The 23,230-nt window shown below is 73.5% G+C and carries 19 protein-coding genes and 1 pseudogene; 13 read left to right on the forward strand and 7 right to left on the reverse strand.

The genetic code is table 11. From position 1 onward, the window contains the following. Positions 1-157: 157 nt before the first annotated feature. Positions 158-673: a SigE family RNA polymerase sigma factor gene (locus G3I53_RS00750; RefSeq protein WP_203592789.1), complete on the reverse strand. Its 516-nt coding sequence runs from the start codon at positions 671-673 to the stop codon at positions 158-160. Positions 674-1,154: 481 nt separating this feature from the next. On the opposite strand from G3I53_RS00750, the gene G3I53_RS00755 reads away from it, so the two are divergent. After that, positions 1,155-2,984: a beta-ketoacyl-[acyl-carrier-protein] synthase family protein gene (locus G3I53_RS00755; protein ID WP_164437925.1), complete on the forward strand. Its 1,830-nt coding sequence runs from the start codon at positions 1,155-1,157 to the stop codon at positions 2,982-2,984. Between the two features lie 378 nt (positions 2,985-3,362). Here the strand turns inward: G3I53_RS00755 and G3I53_RS00760 are convergent, their stop codons facing one another. Further along, entirely contained in the window at positions 3,363-4,412 is a 1,050-nt protein-coding gene (locus G3I53_RS00760; RefSeq protein ID WP_164338129.1) for a Ku protein, read from the reverse strand. A gap of 73 nt (positions 4,413-4,485) precedes the next feature. Here G3I53_RS00760 and ligD point away from each other — a divergent pair, with 73 nt between their 5' ends. Further along, positions 4,486-5,373 carry a non-homologous end-joining DNA ligase gene (gene ligD / locus G3I53_RS00765; RefSeq protein WP_164338130.1) on the forward strand — a complete coding sequence of 296 codons (888 nt, stop codon included), beginning with the start codon at positions 4,486-4,488 and terminating at the stop codon, positions 5,371-5,373. Between the two features lie 99 nt (positions 5,374-5,472). Here the strand turns inward: ligD and G3I53_RS00770 are convergent, their stop codons facing one another. After that, positions 5,473-6,279, reverse strand: coding sequence for a nuclease-related domain-containing protein (locus G3I53_RS00770; protein ID WP_164338131.1), 807 nt, complete (start codon positions 6,277-6,279; stop codon positions 5,473-5,475). A 121-nt stretch (positions 6,280-6,400) separates the two neighbouring features. Here G3I53_RS00770 and G3I53_RS00775 point away from each other — a divergent pair, with 121 nt between their 5' ends. From G3I53_RS00775 to G3I53_RS00805, 7 genes are all read left to right on the forward strand, one after another. After that, positions 6,401-6,907: a dual specificity protein phosphatase family protein gene (locus tag G3I53_RS00775; protein ID WP_164338132.1), complete on the forward strand. Its 507-nt coding sequence runs from the start codon at positions 6,401-6,403 to the stop codon at positions 6,905-6,907. A 153-nt stretch (positions 6,908-7,060) separates the two neighbouring features. Further along, positions 7,061-7,858: a hypothetical protein gene (locus tag G3I53_RS00780; RefSeq protein ID WP_203592558.1), complete on the forward strand. Its 798-nt coding sequence runs from the start codon at positions 7,061-7,063 to the stop codon at positions 7,856-7,858. Further along, entirely contained in the window at positions 7,855-9,123 is a 1,269-nt protein-coding gene (locus tag G3I53_RS00785; protein WP_164437926.1) for an ATP-binding protein, read from the forward strand. Before G3I53_RS00780 ends, G3I53_RS00785 begins: the two co-directional genes overlap by 4 nt. A 105-nt stretch (positions 9,124-9,228) precedes the next feature. Further along, positions 9,229-9,882 (forward strand): SH3 domain-containing protein, encoded by a 654-nt coding sequence (locus tag G3I53_RS00790; protein ID WP_164334146.1) that lies wholly within the window; start codon positions 9,229-9,231, stop codon positions 9,880-9,882. Between the two features lie 43 nt (positions 9,883-9,925). After that, positions 9,926-11,287: an FtsW/RodA/SpoVE family cell cycle protein gene (locus G3I53_RS00795; RefSeq protein ID WP_164334145.1), complete on the forward strand. Its 1,362-nt coding sequence runs from the start codon at positions 9,926-9,928 to the stop codon at positions 11,285-11,287. After that, positions 11,284-12,738, forward strand: coding sequence for a penicillin-binding transpeptidase domain-containing protein (locus tag G3I53_RS00800; protein WP_164334144.1), 1,455 nt, complete (start codon positions 11,284-11,286; stop codon positions 12,736-12,738). The genes G3I53_RS00795 and G3I53_RS00800 overlap by 4 nt, the downstream gene beginning before the upstream one ends. A gap of 84 nt (positions 12,739-12,822) precedes the next feature. Next, entirely contained in the window at positions 12,823-13,332 is a 510-nt protein-coding gene (locus G3I53_RS00805; RefSeq protein ID WP_164334143.1) for a DUF3291 domain-containing protein, read from the forward strand. 114 nt (positions 13,333-13,446) lie between these two features. Here G3I53_RS00805 and G3I53_RS00810 read toward each other — a convergent pair whose 3' ends face one another. The 4 genes from G3I53_RS00810 to G3I53_RS00825 form a co-directional block, all read right to left on the reverse strand. After that, the gene (locus G3I53_RS00810; RefSeq protein ID WP_164334142.1) at positions 13,447-13,836 is read right to left on the reverse strand and encodes an XRE family transcriptional regulator; all 390 of its coding nucleotides are present in this window, start codon (positions 13,834-13,836) and stop codon (positions 13,447-13,449) included. Between the two features lie 488 nt (positions 13,837-14,324). Next, positions 14,325-15,005 carry an RES domain-containing protein gene (locus tag G3I53_RS00815; RefSeq protein ID WP_164334141.1) on the reverse strand — a complete coding sequence of 227 codons (681 nt, stop codon included), beginning with the start codon at positions 15,003-15,005 and terminating at the stop codon, positions 14,325-14,327. A 261-nt stretch (positions 15,006-15,266) separates the two neighbouring features. Then, positions 15,267-17,534 (reverse strand): hypothetical protein, encoded by a 2,268-nt coding sequence (locus tag G3I53_RS00820; RefSeq protein ID WP_164437927.1) that lies wholly within the window; start codon positions 17,532-17,534, stop codon positions 15,267-15,269. After that, positions 17,527-19,626, reverse strand: coding sequence for an ATP-binding protein (locus G3I53_RS00825; RefSeq protein WP_164337946.1), 2,100 nt, complete (start codon positions 19,624-19,626; stop codon positions 17,527-17,529). The genes G3I53_RS00820 and G3I53_RS00825 overlap by 8 nt, the downstream gene beginning before the upstream one ends. A gap of 18 nt (positions 19,627-19,644) precedes the next feature. Here G3I53_RS00825 and G3I53_RS00830 point away from each other — a divergent pair, with 18 nt between their 5' ends. The 4 genes and pseudogenes from G3I53_RS00830 to G3I53_RS00845 all read left to right on the forward strand — a co-directional run. Beyond that, entirely contained in the window at positions 19,645-21,156 is a 1,512-nt protein-coding gene (locus G3I53_RS00830; protein WP_343239670.1) for a hypothetical protein, read from the forward strand. Between the two features lie 123 nt (positions 21,157-21,279). Beyond that, positions 21,280-22,218, forward strand: a complete 939-nt coding sequence (locus G3I53_RS00835; protein WP_164337945.1) for a diiron oxygenase — start codon at positions 21,280-21,282, stop codon at positions 22,216-22,218. Positions 22,219-22,280: 62 nt separating this feature from the next. Then, positions 22,281-22,934: a TetR/AcrR family transcriptional regulator gene (locus G3I53_RS00840; RefSeq protein WP_164337944.1), complete on the forward strand. Its 654-nt coding sequence runs from the start codon at positions 22,281-22,283 to the stop codon at positions 22,932-22,934. A 79-nt stretch (positions 22,935-23,013) separates the two neighbouring features. Beyond that, positions 23,014-23,230: pseudogene (locus G3I53_RS00845) on the forward strand (hypothetical protein); the annotation flags it as partial.

Genomic DNA, 23,230 nt, shown 5'->3' on the forward strand with positions numbered 1-23,230 from the left:
CGCGGTCACGGCGCAGCCCGCTGCCGCCGTCATGCCGAGGGCTGCGGTGGCGCGGCGGCGGCGGGCGCGGCGGGTGGCGCGCAGCCGGATCCGGGCCGGGGGGACGCCGGGCGGGACTTCGTGGTCGGCGGCCAGCCTCCGCAGTGCCGAGGTGAGTTCATCCGACACGGCCGCCCTCCCTACAGGCCGGTTCCTCGGCCTCGTCCACCGTCAGATGCCTCGCCAGCGCCGCCCTCCCGCGGGACAGCCTGACCTTGATCGTCCCCACGGGCGCGCCGGTTTCGGAGGCTACCTGCTCGACACTGAAGTCGCACAGATGATGGAGGACGATGGCCCTGCGCTGGGGTTCCGGGAGTAAGCGCAGGGCGGCGACCAGAGCCGTGCGTTCGGGGCCGGGGCCGGGGGCCGGCTCGGGGGGCGGGGTGCCGCGCATGAGTTCCAGCCAGCGCTTGGCGCGCCGCCAGCGGCTGACCGCGAGACGCATGGCGACGGTGCGCACCCACGCCTCCGGCGCCTCGTCGGCCACCAGCTTGCGGCGCCGGTCCCAGGCCCGGACGAACGCCTCCTGGACGACGTCCTGGGCCTCGCCGAGATCCCCGGTGAAGGCGTAGAGCTGCCCGGTCAGACGGGGAAACGCGGCGGCGTAGAAAGCGTCGAACTCTTCCTCGGTCATGCCCTCCACCGGACCCTCGCCCTCCCGTGCGACTCGGGTGTTCCCGTCCTGCGTGCGAGTCGCACAGATCGTGTTCATCGAAGCACACCCCCCTGAGAGGACGCTGAACTCGGGTTCCAGGATCCGTCGTTCCGGCGGACGCGCGGCCGGAGACTCGCTTTGGCGACAAGTCGACTGCGGGGCGGGACAGTTCGGATGGGCGACGTGTCCGCCGGTGGGGGCGGGAGGGCGGGGCGGTCGCCGGTGGCGGGCGGCCCGGTGCGGGCGGGCGGACGTGACCCGTTCCACACGTGGGGGCGACGGGGCCCCAAGTGGGCTGCGGCGAAGGGAAGTTGCGGCGCCTCCCGGACAGGAACACACCTCGCACTTTCGGTCAAAACGGTCACGTACGTCATTCAACAATGGCCGGTTCGGGATGTGTGCAGTTCACTCTTAACGGTCCTCAGCGTGACAGTTCGGACCAAAGGAAGTATTCACTCCCATGCCCCACTCTTTCGGCACGCCCCAACTTCCCCTCGCTCCCCACACGGTGAGTGCCGCCGAGGTCGTCCCGGGTGATCTCGTCGCCCTGTCCCGCGACGACGTGACGGAGCGACGGTGGCACGTCGTGATACACACGCTGCCGGAGTCGCCCGACGTGATCCGGGTCACGCTGCGGCCTCCGCTCGGCGGGACGGACCGCGAGGAAGTGCTGCGCCGCGAGCAGCCCGTGACCGCCGCCGGGCGGCGGATGGACGTGGCGGCGGTGCCGCTGGTGACCTCTCCCCCGCTCGACGGGGTCGGGTTCCGGGACGGCGACCGGCTGACCCGGCTGCGGACCGTCGACCCCGACGCGACGGAGGAGACGTACGTCCGCCGCTGGGGCGCCTGGCAGCGACACTCCGGCGACGACCCGGCCGCCCCCGGCCCCGGTGAGGGCGGCGACGAGCGCGCCGACGCGGCTGCCGGCGCGGGCGCCGTGGCCGACGAGGAGATACGGCGGTGGGCCGCCGAGGCGGACGGCGCGGACTACGTCGTACGGCACGAGCCGCGGCCCGCGGCGGACGCGGCGGCCGCGGGGAACGGACGGCGCGTCGTCGTCACCGGCCTCGGTGCCATGACGCCGCTCGGCGTCGGCACGGACGCGTTGTGGCAGGGGCTGCTGCAGGGGCGGCACGGCATACGGGAGCTGGCGGACGACGCGTTCGACGAGCTGCCGGTCCGGGTCGCCGGGACGGTGCCGGTCGACCCGGCGGAGCTGCTGTCCCGGCAGGCGGCCCGCCGCATGAACCGGGCCGCGCAGTTCGCGGTACTGGCGGCACGCGAAGCATGGGCGGACGCCGGGTACGCCCCCGGCGGCACCCGCGAGAGCGGCATCGATCCGGAGCGGGTCGGGGTCAGCCTCGGGGCGATCCTCGGAGACGCCTCCGTCCTGGTGGGCGGGGACCGGAAGCTGCGGGAGCGGGGCCCGCGGGGTGTCTCACCGCTGACCACGCCGATGACGGTGCCGTCGCAGGCCGCCTCGCAGGTCTCGCTGGACCTGCACATCACCGGGGAGGCGCGGACCGTGACCAGCGCCTGCGCGTCCGGCACGGAGGCCATCGGGCAGGCCGTCGACCGCATCCGGTACGGGAGGGTCGACGTGGCGCTCGCGGGCGGTGCCGAGGCCGTCGTCACGCCCGCGATCATGGCGTCGTTCGCCGCGATGCGGGCCCTGGCGGACGGTGACCCCTCGGTCGCCTCGCCGTCGCACCCCTTCGCCAAGGACCGCGACGGATTCGTCAACGGGGAGGGGGCCGGCGTGCTCGTCCTGGAGTCCGAGGAGCACGCGCGGGCCCGCGGCGCGCGGATCTACTGCGAGGCCGCCGGCTGGGGACTGTCCGCCGACGCCCACCACGTCGCCGCGCCCGACCCGTCCGGCGACGGCATCGCACTCGCCCTGCGCCGGGCGATACGGGACGCCGGGGGCCGGATCTCGGACGTCGTGCACGTCAACGCCCACGCCACGGCCACGGTGGACGGCGACCTCGCCGAGGCGCGGGCGCTGCGGGGGGTCCTGGGCGCGCGGAACGTGCCGGTCACCGCGCTGAAGGGGCACCTGGGACACCTTCAGGGAGCGGCGGGCGGGGTCGAGGCCGTCGCCGCCGCGCTGACCCTGCACCACGGGGTGATGCCGCCGACGGTCGGCTGCGCCGAGGTCGACGACGCGATCGGCCTGGACGTCGTCCTGGGCGGGCCGCGCGCCCTCCCCGACGACGGCGACCTCGTCCTCAGCAACTCCTTCGGCTTCGGCGGCCACAACGCCGTCCTGGCGCTGCGCCGGGCGGCCTAGGATCCGCGGTTCGGATCAGGCCGGGGCGAGGGACGACCGGCACGGTCCTGACAGGCGGGGGCGCGGCGGGTGTCCGGCGGGTGCCTCTCCGGGCGGGAGGCCGACGGGCGCCTCTCCGGGCGGGTGTCCGGCGGGTGCCTCTCCGGGCGGGAGGCCGGCGGGTGCCTCTCCGGGCGGGAGGCCGGCACCCGTCCGGAGACCGGAGAAGGAACAGACGGGCGCGGGCGCCCTCCCCACGTCCGCCCGTCAGGACCCTGCCGCCCGTCCCCACGTCCACCCGTCCCCGCGTCGGTCCCTCCCCGCGTCCGCCCGTCCCGCGTCCGCCCGTCCGGCATCCCGCTTCGGTCCGCCCCGCGTCCCCCCGTCCGGTCCCGCCCGTCAGGCCGAGCGCTTGCGCGACGCCGTCTTCTTGGCCGGGGCCTTCTTCGCGGACGTCTTCTTCGCCGACGTCTTCTTGGCCGCCGACTTGCGCGTCCCGGACTTCCCGCCGCCGCTGCCGCCCCCGCCCGCCTTCGAGGCGGACGACGACGAGGCGGTCTTCTTCGCGGGGGCCTTCTTCGCCGTGGACGTCGACTTCTTCTCTCCGGTCTTCTTCGGTGCCGAGCGGGACGATGTGCGCCGCGGGAGCTGCTTGACCTCGGCGTCCTCCTCCCCGCGGGACTCGCGGGCGGCGCGGACGCTGTTCTCCAGCGCCGCCATCAGGTCGAGCACCTTGCCCTCCCGCTCCGGCTGGGGCATCTCCGGCGGGGCCTCCCCGGCGGCCTTGGCGGCGATGACCTCCTCCACCGCCTCGCGGTACTCGTCGTGCAGGTCCTCCAGGTCGACCTCCCCGAGGGTGTCCATCAGGGCGTCGGCCAGGTCCAGCTCCTTGTCGCGGACGGTGACGTCGGTGTCGGGGGCGACGCCCTCGGGGGCGCGGACCTCGTCGGGCCAGAGCAGACCGTGCATGGCGATGGCGTCCTCGACCACCCGGAGCATGCCCAGCCGCTCCCGCCCGCGCAGGGCGAACTTGGCGATGGCGACCTTGTTGCTGCGTTTCAGCGCCTCCCGCAGCAGGGTGTAGGGCTTGGCCGCCGGTGCCCCGCTCGCCTGCAGGTAGTACGCGGAACTCATCTGGAGCGGGTCGATCCGGTCGGACGGTACGAAGGCGACGATCTCGATCGTGCGGGCGGTGGGGATCGGGAGCTGGGACAGGTCCTCGTCGGTGATGGGGATGATCGAGCCGTCCGCGTCCTCGTAGCCCTTGCCGATCTCCTGCGAGCTGACCTCGCGGTCCTCCAGCTCGCAGAACTTGCGGTAGCGGATCCGGCCGCCGTCCTCGGTGTGGATCTGGCGGAAGGAGATCGAGTGGCTCTCGGTGGCGTTCACCAGCTTGATCGGGATGCTGACCAGGCCGAACGAGATCGCGCCGTTCCATATGGATCTCACGTGAGCACCTTTCCGGTCGTCTGGCCGATCACTCCTGGGGTGCTTGCCCCGGTTTGCGTGGGATTCTCATCGTATGGCGCCCATCACCGAGGTGGAGGGGCGACGGCTCGCGCTGAGCAATCTGGAGAAGGTGCTGTATCCCGCCACGGGCTTCACCAAGGCGGAGGTCCTGCACTACTACGCGACCGTCGCCGACGTACTGCTGCCCCATCTGCGGGACCGGCCGGTGTCGTTCCTGCGGTACCCGGACGGCCCCGACGGCCAGGTCTTCTTCACCAAGAACGTGCCGCCCGGTACGCCCGACTGGGTCACGACGGCCGAGGTGCCCCGGTCGGAGGGCCCGGCCCGGATGGTGCTGCTCCAGGACCTGCCGAGCCTGATGTGGGCGGCGAACCTGGTGGCCGAGCTGCACACCCACCAGTGGCTCATCAGCGATCCGGGCCTGGCCGACCGGATCGTCTTCGACCTGGATCCGGGTGCTCCGGCGACGATCGTGGACTGCTGCGAGGTCGCCCTGTGGCTGCGGGAGCGACTGGCGGACGACGGGATCGAGGCGTACGCGAAGACCTCGGGGTCCAAGGGCCTGCACCTGCTCGCCGCGGTGCGCGACGCCTCGTCGGAACAGGTGTCGGAGTACGCGAAGCGGCTGGCCGTGGAGGCGGAGGAGGCCATGCCCCGGCTGGCCCTGCACCGGATGACGCGGAGCCTGCGCCCCGGGAAGGTCTTCGTCGACTGGAGCCAGAACGCCGCCCGCAAGACCACCGCCACCCCGTACACCCTGCGCGCGCGGGCCGAGCCGCTGGTGTCGGCGCCGGTGACCTGGGAGGAGGTCGAGGAGTGCCGGTCCCCCGAGGTGCTGGCGCTCAGCGCCCCGGACCTCGCGCCCCGCCTCCAGGACCACGGTGACCTGCTGGCCCCGCTGCTGGACCCGGCGCAGGCGGGTCCTCTGCCCTCACCCTGAGGGGCCCGGCCGCCACCGCCTTCACCGGCTCGTCGCCCCGCCCCCGTGCGCCACGGCCCCCAGGCCCCCAAGGTGCCCGCGACTGCGGGCCGCCCCACGTCACACCCGGGACCAGGTGTTCCGGTCCCGGGCCATGGCGTGCAGGGCCTCGACGTCGGCCGGCTTCAGCACCCCGCCGGGCCGGGCCAGGCTCTCCACGTCCCCCTCCGCCAGGACGCGCACCCGGCGCGGCGCCGACGGCACCGTGAGACGGGACGCGCCCACCACCACGAGCACCGCACGGACCTCCGCCGTCAGGGCGTACGAGGCGCGGGAGGCGTCGGCGCGGACACGGTTCAGCAGGGGCCGGGGCTCACGGCGCCCCAGGGACACCCGGGGATCGACGACCGTCACGCGCTGCCGCTGCGCGTCCAGGGTGTGCACGGCGAAGAGGCCGCCGGGGCCGATCAGCAGGTGGTGGACGCGGTCGCCGCCGGGCAGCGGGACGGAGTGCAGGGTGTGCCAGCCCGCCCCCTCCATGCGGTCCAGGGCCTCCCCCACCGCCTGTTCCGCCCCGAGGGCCCTGCGGCGGGGATCGGTCCGGAAGGGGAGGGGCACACGGCCGGGGTCGCGGTCGAGGGCGACGAGCAGGGCCTCGCCCGGGCGGTTGGGCGCGAGGTCGTCGTCGGGGTGGAGGGACAGGCGCGCGAGTTCCGCCGGCGTGGGGACGGGCGGCGGGCCGACGGACACGGGGCCGGTGAGGTACGGCGCCAGGGCCGTGAGCACGGCCTCCTGGTGGTCGGCGCCCAGGAGGTTCACGCGGGCCGCGTCCCGGTCGTACCAGGCGAGGTTCCCGCCGTCCGGGCGGCAGACGTACAGCCGCTCCCGGCCGTGCTGCCGGATCGGTATGACGCGCAGTCCGTCCATGCACCATCACCCCACGACCATGGGAACAGGCGGGGTGCTGCCGGGGCAAGAACCCGGCTACCGTGGGGAGCAGTTGGGCCCGCCGGGCGGCCGGCCCGCGGGCGGGTGGTGGGAGGCGCCGTTGCGTACCCGCAGGAGGCAACCCGACGTACCGGCACCGGACCGTCCCTGGGACGAGATCCTGCCGGGTCTGTGGATGGGCGGACACCAGTACCGGGGGCGCACCGGGCGGCTGGAGTTCGCGGTGGTGCGGCAGGAGTTCGATCTCGTGCAGACCCTGCTGCGGCTCCCCGGGCACGGCCCCGACGCGGAGGTCGAGCACCAGGTGTGGCCGATCCCGGACGGCCCGCTCGACGGCACGCAGATCGCCGGTGTCATCCGCATGGCCGAGGCCGCGTGCGAGGCGCTGGACCGGGGACGCCGCGTCCTGGTCCGCTGCTACCACGGGTACAACCGCTCGGGCCTGGTCGTCGCGCACGCCCTGATCCGCCGGGGCAGCACCGCGGACGAGGCGATCCGGCTGATCCGGGCACGGCGCTCGTCCTGGGCGCTGCACAACGACCTCTTCGTGGACTACCTCCGGGCGGGACTCACCACGGCCCGGCTGCTGGAGGACCTGACCGACTGAGCCGGGGGACCGCCGGAGCAGGCACCGAAGGGCGACCCGGTACGCAAAAGGGGACTTCCTCGCGAATAAGGTGTGTGCGCACCGGCCCACGAACCCAGGAGTGCAGTGCCCGCCAGCCGCCGTGCGCGCGCCGTCCGCCGTGCCGCCGTTCTCCTGTCGGTGACGGTGGCCCTCGCGGGCTGCGGTGACGACGGCGGGCTGCGCGGGGCCGGGGCGACTCCCACCGCGATCAGTCCGGCCCGGCTCTGGCCGGAGCTGACACCCGCCTCCAGCCCGGCCTTCAACCTGGGCGAGGTCGACCGGGAGGTGGTCAAGGGCGTCGCGGTGCCCGGCGGCGACATCCGTGCCGTGGACCCGGTGGCCGCCGTGCGCGCCGAGGTCGCCGCCCACCCGGACGACTACGCGGGCGACGAGGCACCGTACCGGGAGACGGCCCGCCGGCTGGCCGACTGCCCCGAGGGACAGGACCGGCAGGAGCGGGAGCGGGCGCAGAAGCAGAGGCAGAAGCGGGGCGAGCGGCAGGATCCGGACGCGGGCGGCTGCCCGCTCCTCGAGCCGTACTACCGGGACCTCACCGGGGACGGCCGCCCGGAGCTGACCCTGGGCTTCCGGCTGCTGCCGGAGAAGCTGACCGCCGTGCGCGTCTACACCGCGGACCGTGAACGCCTCACCCGGATCATGGCCTACGACGACGCCCTGAGCGGGGTCGAGCTGGCGGAACGGTCGGTGATCATCCGGTCGCCGTCGGAGGTCGCCGGGTACGAGTACCGGCTCCAGTGGACGTGGGACCCCGAGCAGCGGGCGATGCTGCTGACGCACGACGAGATGCTGCGCACGGGCGGGTCGGCGCACCCGAGGTCGCCGCAGCCCTCGCGGTCCGCGCAGCCGGGCGGGCCGTCGGACTCACCGGGACGCTCTGCCGCTCCGGAGCCGCCGGCGGGCGCTCCGTGAGACGTGTGCTGCCCCGCTGGGCCGGTCCGCTGGCCCTGAAGACGGCCGTGTTCATCACCGTGATGTGCTGCGCGCTGGCCGCGCTGCTCGGCGTGCTGGTGCACGTGCAGGTGACCGACCAGACCGTCGGCCAGGCCCGGGAGCTGGCCCTGCGGCGGCTGGCGGAGGCGACCGAGGCGTACGAGGCCGGGGAGTCGCTGCGGCGCCACGCGGGCGTGGACCCGCCGGAGCTGCCGGGCGAGCTGCGCCGGCTCGCCGTGTCCGGGGAGCGGGGCACGGTGGTCGCGGAGCAGGGCGGGCGGCCCGCGATGTGGGCGGCCGGGCCGCTGGACGGCGGGCGGGCCCTGGCGGTGTGGGTGGACTACTCCCAGGGCGAGCGCACCATCGACGGGCTGGACCGCGCGATCGTGTGGTCCTCCGGGCTGGCGATCGGGGCCACTCTCCTGTCGGGCGCCTTCGCGGTGACCCGGGTGACCCGGCGGCTGCACACCACGGCGCGGGTGGCCCGGCGGATCAGCGCGGGCGATCTCGACGCGCGCGTCGGGGACCCGCGGGCGAGGGACCGCACCCGGCCGCAGGACGAGGTGGCCGCGGTCGCCGCCGCGCTGGACACGATGGCGGCCTCGTTGCAGGGCAAGCTGCTCGCCGAACAGCGGTTCACCGCGGACGTGGCGCACGAGCTGCGCACCCCGCTGACCGGTCTGCACGCGGCCGCGGAGCTGCTGCCGCCGGGCCGCCCCACGGAGCTGGTGCGGGACAGGGTGGCGGCACTGCGCACGCTCACCGAGGACCTGCTGGAGATCTCCCGGCTGGATTCCGGCCGGGAGCGGCTGGAGCTCGACACGGAGTGGCTCGGGGAGCTGGCCCGGCGGGTGGTGCGGGCGTCGGGGACGGACACCGAGGTCACCGTCGTGCGGGACGTGGCGGTGGAGACGGACCGGCGGCGGCTGGAGCGCGTGCTGGGCAACCTGGTGGCCAACGCGCACCGGCACGGCCGGGGTCCGGTGACCCTGACCGTCGACGGGCCGGTGGTCACGGTGCGGGACCGCGGTGACGGCTATCCGGGGTACCTGCTCGCGCACGGGCCGCAGCGGTTCCGCACGGAGAGCGGTTCGAAGGGGCACGGGCTGGGCCTGACGATCGCGCTGGGCCAGGCCGAGGTGCTCGGTGCGCGGCTGGAGCTGGCGAACGCGCCGGAGGGCGGAGCGGTGGCCACGCTGACTCTCCCTCAGGAAGGTCCCGCGACCGCCGATGGAGTGATCTGACGGCTCCTCCGATGGCGCAGCAGGGCGGGCGAGCCTCCGGCGGCCGCTCCTAATGTGGCGAGAAGTCAGCTTTCCATGCTTTCGACCTCATATGGAGGTATCGCCATGTCCCTGCGCTCCCCCTTGACCCGCCGACTGCCCATAGCGCTCGCGGCCGGGGCGCTCGCCCTGGCGACCGCCGTCACGCCGGCCGTCGCGAGCGACGACGGCGGCCCGTCCGACGACACCCCGTGGAGCCAGCAGAACGGCACCGGCGGCAACGGCACCCAGCAGGGTGGCAACCAGCAGGGCCAGGGCAACCAGCAGAGCGGAAACCAGCAAGGCCAGGGCAACCAGCAGAGCCAGGGCACCAACCAGCAGGGCGGAAACCAGCAGGGCGGCAGCGGCGACTGGGGCCAGCAGAACGGCACCGGCGGCAACGGCACCGGGAACGGCACCCACCAGGGCGGCAACCAGCAGGGCGGCAACGGCACCGGCGGGAACGGTGACTGGGGCCAGGCGAGCGGCGGCAACCACGGTGACCAGGGCGAGTACCGGGGCGTCGTGACGGCGGACCGGCTGGCCCTGCGCAGCGCGCCCACCCGCGGATCGCAGGTCATCCGGTACGCGCACCGCGGCCAGATCGTCTCGATCTTCTGCAAGGTGCCCGGCGACAACGTCAACGGCAACCCGCTCTGGTACCTCCTCACGGACGGCACCTGGGCCTGGGGCGCCGCCCGCTACATCGACAACATCGGGCCCGCGCCACGCTGGTGCTGATGAGCAAAGCGCCCACAACGCACCAGGTGGGTAGGTTCCGGACATGAGCAAGGCCGGAATCACCCTGGCGGTCGCCGACCCGCCCCCGCGCACCGCCCGCCCGTCCGGGCGTCGCGGCATCGAACTCGCCCTGCTCGCCCTGGCCGTCCTGCTGTCGGTGTACGGGTACTGCGCGGTCGGCATCGCCGTGAACGGCACCGTCCCGCCCGGCGCCGCCGGTTACGGCGCCGGGCTCGGCGTGCTCGCGCTCGTCGCCCATCTGGCGGTGCGTTTCCGCGCCCCGCTCGCCGATCCGCTGCTGCTGCCGATCGGCGTGCTGCTCAACGGGCTCGGGCTGGTGCTCATCTACCGGCTCGACCTGGAGACGCCGGGCGACCGGGCGGCCCCGACGCAGCTGGTGTGGTCGACGCTGGGGGTGGCGCTGTTCATCGGGGTCGTGCTCGTGCTGCGCGACCACCGCGTGCTCCAGGGCTGCACCCGCCTCTGCGTGACCGCGGCGCTGGTGCTGCTGACGGTGCCGATCCTCTTCCCCGCGGTGAACGGCGCCCGCATCTGGATCCGGGTCGCCGGATTCTCCATCCAGCCCGGCGAGTTCGCGAAGGTGCTGCTGGCGGTGTTCTTCGCCGCGTATCTCGCCGCGAACCGCGAGGCCCTCACCTACGCGGGCCGCCGGGTGGGCGGGCTCCGGCTGCCGACCGGGCGGGTGCTGGGTCCGATCGTCGCCGTCTGGCTGGTGAGCGTCGGCGTGTTGGTGCTGGAGCGGGACCTCGGCACCTCGCTGCTGTTCTTCGGCCTGTTCGTCGTCCTGCTGTACGTGGCCACCGGCCGCACCGGCTGGATCGCGGTGGGGGTGCTGCTGGCGTCCCTGGGGGCGGTGGCGGTGGGCCGGCTGGAGCCGCACGTGCACCGCAGGATCGAGACGTGGCTGAGCCCGTTCGCGTCGATCGAGGCGGGCGAGGGGGCCAACCAGATCGCGCAGTCGCTGTTCGCGTTCGCCGAGGGCGGCCTGCTCGGCACCGGGCTGGGGCAGGGCCACTCGGTGCTCATCGGTTTCGCGGTGAAGTCCGACTTCATCCTCGCGACGGCCGGTGAGGAACTGGGCCTGGCGGGTCTGTCGGCGATCATCCTGCTCTACGGGCTGCTGGTGGAGCGCGGCTACCGGGCCGGGCTCGCGCTGCGCGAACCCTTCGGCCGGCTGCTCGCGGTGGGGCTCTCCTCCCTCGTGGCGCTCCAGGTGTTCGTGATCGCGGGCGGGGTGACCGGCCTGATCCCGCTGACCGGCATGGCGATGCCGTTCCTCGCGCAGGGCGGCTCGTCGGTGGTCACCAACTGGGCGATCGTGGCGCTGTTGCTCCGGCTGAGCGACTCCGCGCGCCGCCAGGACGACGGGGGTGCCGTCCGGTGACGCCGTACATCCGGCGCGCGGCCGTCTTCTGCGCCCTGCTGCTGGTCGCCCTGCTGGTGAACGCCGCGCGCGTGCAGGTGCTGCGGGCGGACGCCTACGACGACAACCCGGCCAACCGCCGGGAGACCATCGCCCGCTACGACCAGCGGCGCGGCGACATCCTGGTCGGCGGCCGGCCGGTCACCGGCTCACGGGACACCGGGGAGCACCTGCGCTACGAACGGACGTACGAGGACGGGCCGTTGTACGCGCCGGTGACCGGCTTCGCCTCGCAGGAGTACGGGACGACGCTGCTGGAGCACACCGAGGACGGGATCCTCTCCGGCACCGACCCGGCGCTCGCGCCGCTGCCGCTGTGGAACGACTTCACGCGTTCGCGCAGCGCGGGCGGGCACGTCGAGACGACGATCCACCCGGCCGCGCAGCGGGCCGCGTTCGAGGGGCTGCGCTCGCGCAAGGGCGCGGTCGCGGCGGTGGAGCCGTCCACCGGGCGGATCCTGGCGCTGGTGTCCGTCCCGTCCTACGACCCGCAGCCGCTGTCCGGGAACGGGGCCACGGCCCGCGAGACCTGGGCCCGGCTGAACGCCGACCCGGACCGGCCGATGCTGAACCGGGCGGTGCGGCAGACGTATCCGCCCGGTTCGACGTTCAAGGTGGTGACGGCGGCGGCGGCGCTGGACGCGGGTGTGGTCTCGGACCTCGACGAGCCGACGGACTCCCCCGAGCCGTACCGGCTGCCGGGGACGACGACCGGGCTGACGAACTCCTCCCGCGGCTGTGCGGACGCCTCGGTGCGGGAGGCGTTCGTCTGGTCCTGCAACACGGTGTTCGCCAAACTGGGGGTGACGACGGGGCTGGAGGCCATGACGGCCACCGCGCACGGCTTCGGCTTCAACCACGCCGGACTGCGCATCCCGTTCTCGGTGGCGCGCAGCACCTTCGACACCACCATGGACCGGGCCCAGCTGGCGCTGTCGTCGATCGGCCAGTACAACACCCGGGCCACGCCGCTGCAGATGGCGATGGTCGCGGCGGCCGTCGCCAACAACGGGCAGGTGCGGGAGCCCTATCTGGTGGAGCGCGCCACGCGGGCGAGCGGGAGCACGGTGACGACGGCCGGGTCGCGCGCGGCACGGCGGGCCATGCACCCGTCGACGGCACGGCGGATGCAGGAGCTGATGCGCGAGGTGGTGGAGGACGGCACCGGCACCAACGCCGCGATCCCGGGTGCGGTGGTCGGCGGCAAGACCGGCACCGCGCAGCACGGCCTGGGCAACTCCGGGACCCCGTACGCCTGGTTCGTCGCCTGGGCGCAGGGCGAGCGGGACGCCCAGGCGCGGGTGGCGGTGGCGGTGGTGGTGGAGGACGCGGCGGCGAACCGGCGGGAGATCTCCGGGGGCGGCACGGCGGCGCCCATCGCGCGGGCCGTGATGGAGGCCGTGCTGAAGTAAGTCGGCGTATCCCGGCGGCATTTCGCGCCCACTGGGCGAGACGGGGGTGCCGGAACGGCACGTTCCCGACTTACCGTCCGCGGCATGACCGACACCGCTGCCCACGAACTCGCCCAGGTGAACATCGCCCGTCTGCTCGCCCCGCTGGACTCCCCGCAGCTCAAGGACTTCGTCGACGCCCTCGACCCGGTGAACGCGGACGCCGAGGCCGCCGACGGCTTCGTGTGGCGCCTGGTGGGTGACGCGGGCGACGCGACGGACGTGCCGGTGTTCGGGGACACCTGGCTGATCGTCAACATGTCGGTGTGGCGCGACCTGAAGACGCTCACCGCCTTCATGTACCGGGGCCGCCACCGCGAGATGCTCGCCCGCCGGCGCGAGTTCTTCGCACGCATCGAGGAGGCGATGGTCGCCCTGTGGTGGGTCCCGGCGGGCCACCGCCCGACGGTGGCGGAGGCGGAGGACCGCATCCTCCACCTGCGCGCCCACGGCCCCACCCCGTACGCCTTCACCCTCCGCACACCCTTCCCGGCGGGGGCGGCGGCACCGGTGACGGGCGAGGCACCGGAGGGGCTGGGCTGCTCGGCGGTCTAGAGACTTTCCGCCGGTCGGCGGACTGCCGAACGAGGCCCCGCGCCTGCCGGCTCGGCCCGGCCCCGGGCCGGACCCGTCAGGGCGGGTGCGGCGGGGGCAGCGATCAGGGATGCGTCACAGGTCGCCGCGCTGGAAGGAGCGGGCCGCGGCCATGACTTCCTTCTGGCGGCCTTCGCTGATGGCCTCGATCGGGGAGGCGTCGTCCAGCTGGGGGTTCATGCCCATCATCCAGGCGCGTGCGATGTGGGGGTTCTCGCAGTTGGCGATGAAGTGGAAGACCTGGCAGGCGGCACGCAGGCGGTTCTCGGAGTCGATGCGTGGGGTGTTCAGGCCCCTGGCCCACCGGCCCACCTGCTTGTGGTCTTCGATACCCGCGATATAAGCGACGACTCGCTGGCTGAAGGTGTCCTGGAGGAAGCGGGCCATCTCGGCCGGTGTCTGCTCGGCCATGTCGCGCAGGGCGCGGGCCTCGGCTTCCGCGGTGGACTCTCGCTGAGTCTGCATGGTCTCCTCGTTTCCCCGCCGGCCGTTGGGCAGCAGCGAAGGACGCATCGCGCTCAAGGCGCTAAGGCTGTGTGTGCTGTGAGGACCGGACGGAGCCCGCGGCCGCCGTGGGGCATGCCGTGCTCGCTCGTGTCCGGCCGGCTGCTTCGCGCAGCGCACCACGTCAACCGTGAGGAGACAAGCACGGTGAGAGACGTGCTCGTTGCGCCTGGCCGGTGCCGCGGGGCCGCTCGTAAGGGTCGGCCTATCTGTCGTGCACTGCTCAACATGCGTGCTCCTCCGGTGCGTTGTGTGGTCAGCCTACCCGTTTACGGTGCGCTCACTCTATGCTTTTGCCCCTTCAAAACACCCTTGATTACCACCTCTGGTGCTGCAGGAAGGACGTGAGCTGCGGTTTCCTCCGGATGCAACAGGTGGCAACAACCTGCCACCGGCCATGCTGGAGGACTCGAACGGACTACGCCCCGTACGACCGCCTGACGATCCGCTCATCTGACCGTCAGGCCGTACTCCTCGGCGACTTCCCGCAGCGCCGGGTCCTCCACCTGGATGGGCCGCCGCTCGACCTCCTTCAGCTCCGTGTCCCGCCAGATCGCCCAGCAGCGCCGGCCCCCGTAGCTGGAGCGGTAGGTGAGCCCCTGGAAGAGCTGGTGCTGGTCCTGATTGCGCCGGCTGACCGCCCACGCCGCGATCTGGCGGGTGACGTTCCGGTCCCTGCCGTGCAGGTGCTCGTCGGTCAGTGGGCCCTCGATGTCGAAGGCCTGCAGTTCGGTGCGGAGCTCCCGGGCCAGCACGGCCCGCGTCTCCTCCGTCTCCAGGTCGAGGAACTGCGCCCGGTGGACCGGGACGAGACGCACCAGGATCCGGCTGTCGCGCCAGCTGGAGGGGATGTCCCGCAACGCCATCTGCCCGGGCCCGGGGGCGGTGCCCGCCATGAGCCCGCGCACCTTCGGGGAGAGCCGGAACTTGGCCAGGCCCTCGGCGTAACAGCCGGCCGGCCGGGAGGCGCAGTAGAGAGTCCCGTACGAGAACAGGCTGTACCGGCCGGCCGACGAACCCTCGAAGGTCTCCGGCTCGACCTGGTTGTAGCTGATGGGGGCTTCCACCCACCCCAGACGCCACACTCCGTCGTCCGGGGCGGCCTTGACGGTGACGGGCAGCAGGGTCATCGCGGCTGCTCCTGTCCGCTGATCGTGATCCCTTCGGGCCGTGTCGTCCGCGGTGCGGGCAGAGGGCGGGAAGGAGCGGAGAGCGGGCCGGCTAACGGCGCAGTCATGGATCCTCGCTGTGCGCAGTGACGGAAAAAGGGATGACCGGTACGACCGGCGTGAAGGAAAGATTCTCTCGCCGCGGGCCCGGGACGGACGACGTCCACGGGCATCTGCCGCGGCGCACGGGCGGAGCGTTGAAGCACAGGGGCGGCGCATGGATCACAACCGGTCGTGATGCAACCGGAATGCCACGGTTCCGGCCTCTCCGGCGGCCAGCAGGACGGAGGACTCGACGTCGCGGGGACCCTGCACCGCCTTGAGGGTGTGCACGGGTGAACCGGTCGCGATCCGCAGCAGGGGGCGCGCGGTGCCGGCGTCCCAGATGTGGATGCCGGTCGCTCCCGTCGCTGCGAGAGCGGTCCGTTCCCCCGGCAGGCGCACCACCGTCACGGCTCCGAGGGCCCCGTCGTCGCACTGCAGTTCCCGCACCGCCCGTCCCGTGTGCACGTCCCAGAGCTTCAGGGTGCCGTCCTGTCCGGCCGCGGCGACGAGCAGCCCGCCGTCGTCCGGGGCGAGGAACGCCAGGTCGTTGATGATGTCCTGATCACATTTCAGGGTGGGTCCGTCCTGCTCCAAAGTGTCGGCGTTCCAGATCCTGATGTTCCCGTCGCTGCCGCCGGACCCCAGGAGACTCACCCCGCGCCCCAGATGGGTGGCCAGGCACCGGACGGTGAACCGGTGGTCGGGAAGGTCCTTCACCAGTTCGCCGGTGGCCGGCTGCCACACGCAGACCCGGCCGTCGGCGCTCCCGCTGGCCAGCAGGTCGCCGTGCGCGGACGGCAGGGCCACCAGGGCCCGGACGGGCAGGTGGTGGCCCTCCATCGGTGTGCCGGTCCGCCGCCGCGTCCCGGGGTCGACGCACACGATGCTGTGGTCGGCCAGGGCGGCGGCCAGCAGGAGCCGCCCGGCGACCCGCGGCCAGGCGAGGGCGGCGACCCGGTGCCCCTTGAGCAGGGTGAGCTGCCGGTCGGCCGCGAGGTCCCGCACGACGACCCGCGACGCCCGGGCCACGGCCAGCAGGTGCGGCGGTGCGGGGGACAGCGCCCCGGCGGTGACGTCGTTCCAGGTCCGGGGTGGCTGCCCGAAGGTCTCCCGGTCGGCGGTCCAGGCCCGGACGATGCGGTCCGCGCCCGCGGACAGGACCTTGCCGTGGGCGGAGCCGGGCACCGCGGTCAGGGCGGTAACCGGTGCGCGGTGCGCGGGCAGGACACCCTCGACGGGGGTCAGTCCGGGCAGCCGCCACAGGCGCAGGGTTCCGTCGCCCGCGCCGGACACCAGGGCCGGGCGCCGCTCGTGGGAGGTGAGCAGCAGGGAGGTGACGGGCGCCGCGTGCCGGCCCACCGACGTGACGGCGTCGCGGACGGTCAGATCGCACAGCGAGACGCTGCCGCTCTCGTCGGCCACGGCGTAGGTACCGGGCCGGGGCAGGGCCAGCAGGGCGCGGACCCGCCCGGCGTGCCGCGAGTGCACGGCCGAGGCCTTCCCGTCCGACCAGGACACGGTGGCGTCCTCGGTGAACAGCACCCGGTCTCTTCCGTCCGGCATGCCCACGGCGCACAGGACGGCCCGGCGGTCGCGCAACGGTGGTACGGGGACCTCGTGCGGGCGGAACCGGCCGGTGTCGAAGGCGGTGACCGTGCCGTCGCTGAAGGCCGCCAGCACCCGCGGGAGCCGGCCCTGCTGCCGGTGGCAGGTCAGGGAACTCACCCAGGTCCGCTCCCGGCACACGACGACGTTGCGGACGAGTCTGCCGCCCACGGCGTCGACCGCCGCCACGCAGCCGTCGGTCCCGGCTGTGACGACCAGCCCGCCCTTGAGCGCGACCAGATGGCTGACGGCACCGGAGTGGACCTTGATCGGGGTGTGTGCCGGCCGGCCGTCCAGGTGCAGGACGCGCACGGTGCCGGACGCGTCCCCCGCCGCGACCGCGGCAGGTTCGCCGGCGGCGTCGAGGACCGTGGCCAGGGACGTCACCTCGGTCCGGCCGGCCGTCCACGCCGGGGTGGGCCGGGCGATGTCGCTCCACAGCGGCGTCACCGGGACCGAGTCCAGCGTGGGCCGTGCGGTGGTTCCGGGCCGCTCCGGCGAGAAGGGGACGGACAGCACCATGCTGGCCAGCCGGGACAGTGGGCCCGTGCCCCGCGCGACGGGCTCCAGAGCGGCCCAGGTCTGCAGCCAGGGCCGGCTCGGCGCTCCCTCGCCCCCGGCCGCGAGGAGCCGGGCCACGCCCGCGCTGCTCTCCCAGGCGAGCAGGGCCGGCGGCACATGGTGGTCGTCCAGGACGTGGCCCTCCGCCGCGTGCGCGGCCAGATGGCGGCGCAGGTAGGGGTGGGGGGCGATGGTGGGGTCGCTGGGCACCAGGTCCAGCAGGGCCGCCGCGATCCGCCGCTGGATCTCGGCCTGGCGGCCGTCCGGTGTGTCAGGCATCCGGCCCCTCCTCGGCCAGCAGGTCGGTGTCGGGGTCGAGCAGCACGTCCGCCAGCTCCTCGTGCGCCGGCCGGTACACGCGCCGGTCGTCCTCGACGGCCTGGGCCAGGTAGCCGTTCAGCCGGCTGCCGAGCAGCTTCTCGATCATCCGGTCCCACTGCCCGGCATCCAGCGTGTGCGGGGAGAGGAAGACTCCGGCGATGGCCGGCCAGACCTCGCCCCGCGGCACGCCCTGTCCCTTGGCGAAGGCGGCGGCCTTCAGGAGGGCCAGGGCGTACTGCGGGGGCAGTCCGTCGGCCTCGGCCATTCTCAGGTCGCGCTGGAGCAGGCCGCGGATGCCGCTCGTCAGGGTCCTCTTGTACCAGTCCTCGCTGCGGGCCAGCGCCAGGGGATCGTCCGCCCTGCGCAACTGGTCCCCGGCCAGCCGGGCGTCGATGAACGAGGGCCACACCACGTCCACCACGCGTGACACCACCTCGTCGACGGCGTCGTGGTCGAGAGCGTCGCCGATCAGGGCTTCGAGGTAGAGCGCCATGTCCGTTCTGCTTCCGGCGCCGTCGGTGTGCTCCACCCGCGCGGCGGGAAACGCGTGCCGCAGCGCCTGCAGCAGTCCGGGGCCGTCGTCCCGGGGCAGGTGCGGGGCGTCGTCGACCGTCCGGCTGGCGCGGACCCCGACCAGCAGGCGCACGGCGGGCAAGCCGGGTTCGGACGGCCGGCGCGTGCCGGGGACCAGCGTTCCGCAGTAAGGGGCGAGCGGGGCGAGGACGTCGCCGATGATCCGCGCCTGCTCGTGGGCCTCGTCCAGCCCGTCGAGGACGATGGTCACCGGCCTTCCGCACGTGCGTACATGGTCCTGGAGCTGCTGCGACCACACCGCGACCGGGTCGTCGGTGGCCTCGACCTCCTTCCTGGTCACCCCCAGGGCCACCAGCAGGTCACCCGCCACCCGGGCCGCGTTGAGGTTCCGGGCCGGCACGGCGGCCGTCACCGCGCCTTCCGGCGGGACCGTGTCCTCGGGCGAGAGGCCCGCGGCCGTGGTGAACAGCGGCGTCCGCCGGAACGCCGGGTTGCTCAGGGTGACGGCGCGTGCCAGCACGGCCGATTTCCCGCTGCCGGCGCAGCCGCTGATCAGCAGCACACCCCGCGGTGACCGGAGGAACGCGGCGACTTTGCGGTTCAGTTCCTCACGTCCGCGGAAGTACCAGTTGGAGTCGTGCTCCTGCGGCCTCCCCGTCGCCCGGTCCAGCCAGTATTCCGCCGACAGCGCCCCCTGTTCGACGGCCGCGGACTGCCCCGGGACGTGGACGTAGCCGGGATTGGGCAGGCACGGGGACGGCTCGTGGTCGCCCGCCTGGATCAGATGCTGGAGTTTGAACTTCTTCGAGTCCGCCGGAGGCAGGTGGCGGGCGTACTCGTGCATGAACTCCGGCACGCTGAGGTGCGGCGTGGTGATGCCGGCCGTGCGCCGCAGGTACCGGAGCGCGTCCTGCAACAACGTCGGGAACCGCAGGACCTCGATCTTGGTCTTGATGCCGCAGGTGCCCAGCACGTCGATCCGGGCCGACGCCAGGCGGCTCGCCCTGATCTCCTTGTGCACGGCGGCCAGATCGGACTGCAGGTTGCCCGCGAAGCACGTGTTCACGATCACGAGGACGTTCTCGACGTGCGAGTCCAGCGCCGCGGCGATGATGTCGGCCGTGCGCACGGCCGTGGCCAGGGGGCGTCTCTCCTCCGTGGCGGGCAGCCGCAGGAAATGGGTGTCCGCGGAGGCGGCGATGCCGTGGCCGGTGATGAACAGGGTCAGGGCGAGGCCCCGCAGTTCGCGGACGTTCTCCCGGCGCAGGAAGTCCTCGACGTCGTCCCGGTGCCGCAGTCCCGGCGGTAAGACCTGACGGAAAGGGGGGAGCGGTCCCGGCGTCCCCCACCACGTGCGCACCGCGTCCAGTTGCCGGTCGATGCCCTCGGCGAACTCCTCGGCGTTGTCCTCGTCGTCGTAGTCGCGGACGGCGACGGTCAGGAGAACCCGCTCTCCCGGCTCCTCGTCAGCCGCGTCCGGGAGACCGTCCCGAACGTCACCCCCCGTGTCCAGCATGTCACTAGTGTGACAGTCATGAACCACTCCGGGGGCGGGACCCTTCCAACTTCCCTTCCGCACACCGAACCCGGCCTGGTACCGGCCGTCACGCACGACGCCGTCGTCATCGTCCCGGGCATCATGGGCAGCGAACTGTACGACACCGTCGCCGGCAGGACGATCTGGGGCCTGGCGAACGGCAGTTGGCTCGGCAGGGCCTGGCTGACCCGCGACGGGCTCGCTCCGCTGCGGCTCACCGACGAGGAGCGGGCCGGCGACCACAGCCGCGTCCGGGCACGACGTCTGCTGCGGACCCCGGCCTGGAGCCCGTTCCTGCGCGGTGTCGAGCCCTACCACGCCCTCGTCCGCACCGTGGAGAACACCACGGCGCACCCGGACGCAGTCATGACGTTCCCCTACGACTGGCGGCTGTCCATCGAGGTCAACGGGCGCCGTCTGGCCGAGGAGGCGCGCGCCCACCTCCAGCGCTGGCTCGCCCACCCGGCCCAGTCGGCGGCCCGTCGGCAGGCGGTCGACGAACGGCCGGCCCGTCTGGTCTTCGTCGCCCACTCCATGGGCGGCCTCGTCACGTACGCGGCCCTGACCCTGGGGGGCGACCGGGATCTGCTGGACGACACCCGGGGCGTCATGACCCTCGGTACCCCCTTCCAGGGTTCCGTGGTGGCCGCGAACATCCTCAACGCCCGGCAGGGAGGGCCCCTGCCGCTCCCCCACACCCGCCTCGCCCGCGCGGCGGCCACCATGCCCGCCGTGCACGAACTCCTCCCCCGGTTCCTCTGCCTGGAGGACGGTCCCGACGTCCGGCGCCTCACCGCCGTCGATGTCGCCGACCTCGGCGGGGACAAGGACCTCGCAGCGGCCTCGGAGGGCTTCTTCAGCTCCCTGTACGCGCACGAACTCCCCCGCCAGCGGCCCGTCGTCGGCATCCGCCAGGACACCGTGCAGTCCCTGAGGCTCGTCGACGGTGTCGTCCACGCCTCCGAGTACTGCTTCCGTACCGACGGGGACGGGGAGGTCAAGCGCGATGCCAACGGCGCTCCCCTCCGCTACCGCGTGTGGGGCGACGGCACGGTCCACCGCGGGTCGGCGTCGCTGCTGCGCCGGACCGTTCCGGTGTCCGCCCAGCACGGCGCCATCGCCCAGGGCCGCGAAGCCCGCCGGATCGTCGCCGACTTCCTGCTGGAGGACGACCACCTCGGGCCCGATCAGGCGGAGGACGGCATCGGCCTGAACGTTCCCGACTTCGTCGGGCCGGGCACGGCGTGGGACTGCTGCGTCACCGGCACCGACGACCCCGCGCAGGTCGAGTGCGTCGTCTCCGCGGCCGAGGGGGACTGGCGCAGGCCCGTCCGCCTGGAGGCGGGCGACGACGACCGGCTGCACGCCGAGGTCACCCTCCCACGGGAGGGGCTGTACCGGGTCACCGCCCGGTCCGAGACCGGTCCGACGGTGACCCAGCTCGTCTTCGCCGGAGCCGAGGACGGGAATGGGGACGGGGACGCGGACGGGGACGGCACCGGGGACTGACGACCGCCGGATAGACCGTTCGTCAACAAGTCGTGCCGGAGGGATTGACGGTCTTGCTGACAGGCAGTCTCATAAGTGGGGTGAACCACCGGTAACCCAAGACGCCCATGAGGTGGAACCGCCATGACGACCCTGACGGAAGCCGACGCGCTGGACGGTCTGCGGGACGCGCTCGGCCTGCTCAAGGACCGCGAGCAGGTCGCCCAGCGGCTGCTCGACTCTTCCGCCAAGCACTCCTTCGACCCGGACAAGGAGCTGGACTGGGAGGCGCCCTTCGAGGAGGGCAAGTGGTTCTGGCCTCCGGAGCTGGTGTCCCTGTACGACACCCCGATGTGGAAGCGGATGAGCGAGGAGCAGCGCATCCTGCTGTCCCAGCACGAGGCCGCGGCCCTCGCCTCGCTCGGTATCTGGTTCGAGATCATCCTCATGCAGCTGCTGGTGCGGCACATCTACGACAAGGCCGCGACGAGCGCCCACGTGCGGTACGCGCTCACCGAGATCGAGGACGAGTGCCGGCACTCCAAGATGTTCGCCCGGCTGATCACCCACGGCGGCACCCCCTGGTACCCGGTGAGCCGCGTCCACCAGCAGCTCGGCCGGCTGTTCAAGACGATCTCCACCACGCCGGGCTCCTTCACGGCCACCCTGCTCGGCGAGGAGGTGCTCGACTGGATGCAGCGGCTGACCTTCCCCGACGAGCGCGTCCAGCCGCTCATCCGCGGCGTCACGCGCATCCACGTCGTCGAGGAGGCCCGCCACGTGCGGTACGCGCGTGAGGAACTGCGGCGGCAGATGGTGACCGCGCCGAAGTGGTCGCAGGAGTTCACGCGGATCACCTCCGGGGAGTTCGCGCGGGTCTTCTCGGTGGCCTTCGTGAACCCGGACGTCTACACCAACGTCGGCCTCGACAAGCGCGAGGCCCTCGCCCAGGTGAAGGCGAGCGGGCACCGGCGGGACGTGATGCAGCAGGGCTCGAAGCGGCTCACGGACTTCCTGGACGACATCGGCGTGCTGCGCGGCGTGGGACGGCGCCTGTGGAAGTCGTCCGGGCTGCTGGCGTAGGACGGGGGCCGGGGACGGACGCCGCGGGCGGGTTCCGGGGCCCGGCGGTTACGCTGCCTGGCATGACCCCGCAGGCCCCCACCCCCGCCTACCGGCGGCTGAGCGTCGAGGAGCGCCGCAGTCAGCTCCTCGACGCCGCTCTGTCCCTCTTCGCCCACAGCGCCCCCGAGGACGTCTCCCTGGACGACGTGGCGGAGGCGGCCGGGGTGTCGCGGCCCCTGGTGTACCGGTACTTCCCCGGCGGCAAGCAGCAGCTGTACGAGGCGGCCCTCGGATCCGCCGCCGACGAGCTGCGGCACTGCTTCGACGAGCCGCACGAGGGCCCGCGGCTGCCCCGGCTGTCCCGGGCCCTCGACCGGTACCTGACCTTCGTGGACGAGCACGACGCCGGGTTCAGCGCGCTGCTCCAGGGCGGCAGCGTCGTGGAGACCTCCCGTACGACCGCGATCGTGGACGGCGTGCGCCGGGCCGCCGCCGAGCACATCCTCAGCCACCTGGGGGTCGCCGAGGCCGGGCCCCGGCTGCGGATGACGATCCGGATGTGGATCACCGCGGTGGAGGCGGCCTCGCTGATCTGGCTCGACGAGGACAAGCAGCCCCCGGCCGGGGAGCTGCGGGACTGGCTGGTCGAGCAGTTCGTGGCGGGCCTGGAGGTGACCGGGCGGCGCGACCCGCAGACCGAGGAACTGGTCCGGGCGCTGGCGGCCGACGGCTGACCGGCGCCGCCCCGGGCGGGCGGCGGGCCCGGGACGGCACCGCCCCCGGGGAGGCGGCGGACGCGGGACGGCCGGGCGGATGACGGACACTGGTGCCGTGAAGAGCCAAGACACCCCCTTCGAGGGCGGGCCCATGGACGGCCGTGTCCTGCCCGTGCTGCTGGGCATGACCGGGCACCCGCCCAAGACGTACCGCATCCCCGTCCCCGCGCCGGACGGCGGCCCGGAGACCGTCCTGGTCTACCGGCGGACGCCCCGCGCGCACAGCGGACGGACGGGTCTGACCCGGGGGTGGA

It is taken from the genome of Streptomyces sp. SID14436 (genome assembly GCF_010548465.1).
Classification (GTDB): Bacteria; Actinomycetota; Actinomycetes; order Streptomycetales; family Streptomycetaceae; genus Streptomyces.

Coding starts and splice junctions, on each gene's coding strand:
- G3I53_RS00820 (WP_164437927.1), bottom strand. CDS start 17,534: ATGCCTGACACACCGGACGGCCGCCAGGCCGAGATCCAGCGGCGGATC.
- G3I53_RS00805 (WP_164334143.1), top strand. CDS start 12,823: ATGACCGACACCGCTGCCCACGAACTCGCCCAGGTGAACATCGCCCGT.
- G3I53_RS00825 (WP_164337946.1), bottom strand. CDS start 19,626: ATGCTGGACACGGGGGGTGACGTTCGGGACGGTCTCCCGGACGCGGCT.
- G3I53_RS00795 (WP_164334145.1), top strand. CDS start 9,926: ATGAGCAAGGCCGGAATCACCCTGGCGGTCGCCGACCCGCCCCCGCGC.
- G3I53_RS00750 (WP_203592789.1), bottom strand. CDS start 673: ATGACCGAGGAAGAGTTCGACGCTTTCTACGCCGCCGCGTTTCCCCGT.
- G3I53_RS00830 (WP_343239670.1), top strand. CDS start 19,645: ATGAACCACTCCGGGGGCGGGACCCTTCCAACTTCCCTTCCGCACACC.
- G3I53_RS00835 (WP_164337945.1), top strand. CDS start 21,280: ATGACGACCCTGACGGAAGCCGACGCGCTGGACGGTCTGCGGGACGCG.
- G3I53_RS00815 (WP_164334141.1), bottom strand. CDS start 15,005: ATGACCCTGCTGCCCGTCACCGTCAAGGCCGCCCCGGACGACGGAGTG.
- G3I53_RS00770 (WP_164338131.1), bottom strand. CDS start 6,279: ATGGACGGACTGCGCGTCATACCGATCCGGCAGCACGGCCGGGAGCGG.
- ligD (WP_164338130.1), top strand. CDS start 4,486: ATGGCGCCCATCACCGAGGTGGAGGGGCGACGGCTCGCGCTGAGCAAT.
- G3I53_RS00810 (WP_164334142.1), bottom strand. CDS start 13,836: ATGCAGACTCAGCGAGAGTCCACCGCGGAAGCCGAGGCCCGCGCCCTG.
- G3I53_RS00790 (WP_164334146.1), top strand. CDS start 9,229: ATGTCCCTGCGCTCCCCCTTGACCCGCCGACTGCCCATAGCGCTCGCG.
- G3I53_RS00755 (WP_164437925.1), top strand. CDS start 1,155: ATGCCCCACTCTTTCGGCACGCCCCAACTTCCCCTCGCTCCCCACACG.
- G3I53_RS00840 (WP_164337944.1), top strand. CDS start 22,281: ATGACCCCGCAGGCCCCCACCCCCGCCTACCGGCGGCTGAGCGTCGAG.